The sequence below is a fragment of the Streptomyces barkulensis genome, from assembly GCF_002843305.1.
GTDB lineage: Bacteria > Actinomycetota > Actinomycetes > Streptomycetales > Streptomycetaceae > Streptomyces > Streptomyces barkulensis.
Genome location: NZ_PGSG01000116.1, coordinates 1,465 through 1,667, shown reverse-complemented (window position 1 = coordinate 1,667; position 203 = coordinate 1,465). Strand labels below are relative to the sequence as shown.

The window sequence follows — 203 nt, the reverse complement described above, 5'->3', positions numbered from 1 at the left end:
GGGGTGTCGGCGGCTGAGGTGGATGCGGTGGAGGCGCATGGGACGGGGACCCGGCTGGGGGATCCGATCGAGGCGCAGGCGTTGCTGGCGACGTATGGGCGGGAGCGTGCGGGAGACCGGCCGTTGTGGCTGGGGTCGGTGAAGTCGAACATCGGGCATACGCAGGCGGCGGCGGGTGCGGCCGGTGTGATCAAGATGGTGAT

At 70.4% G+C, this 203-nt stretch carries 1 protein-coding gene; it reads left to right on the top strand.

Translation table 11 applies throughout. From position 1 onward, the window contains the following. A partial coding sequence (locus tag CUT83_RS31240) for a hypothetical protein (protein WP_338154118.1) occupies positions 1 to 203 on the top strand: 203 nt, incomplete at both ends.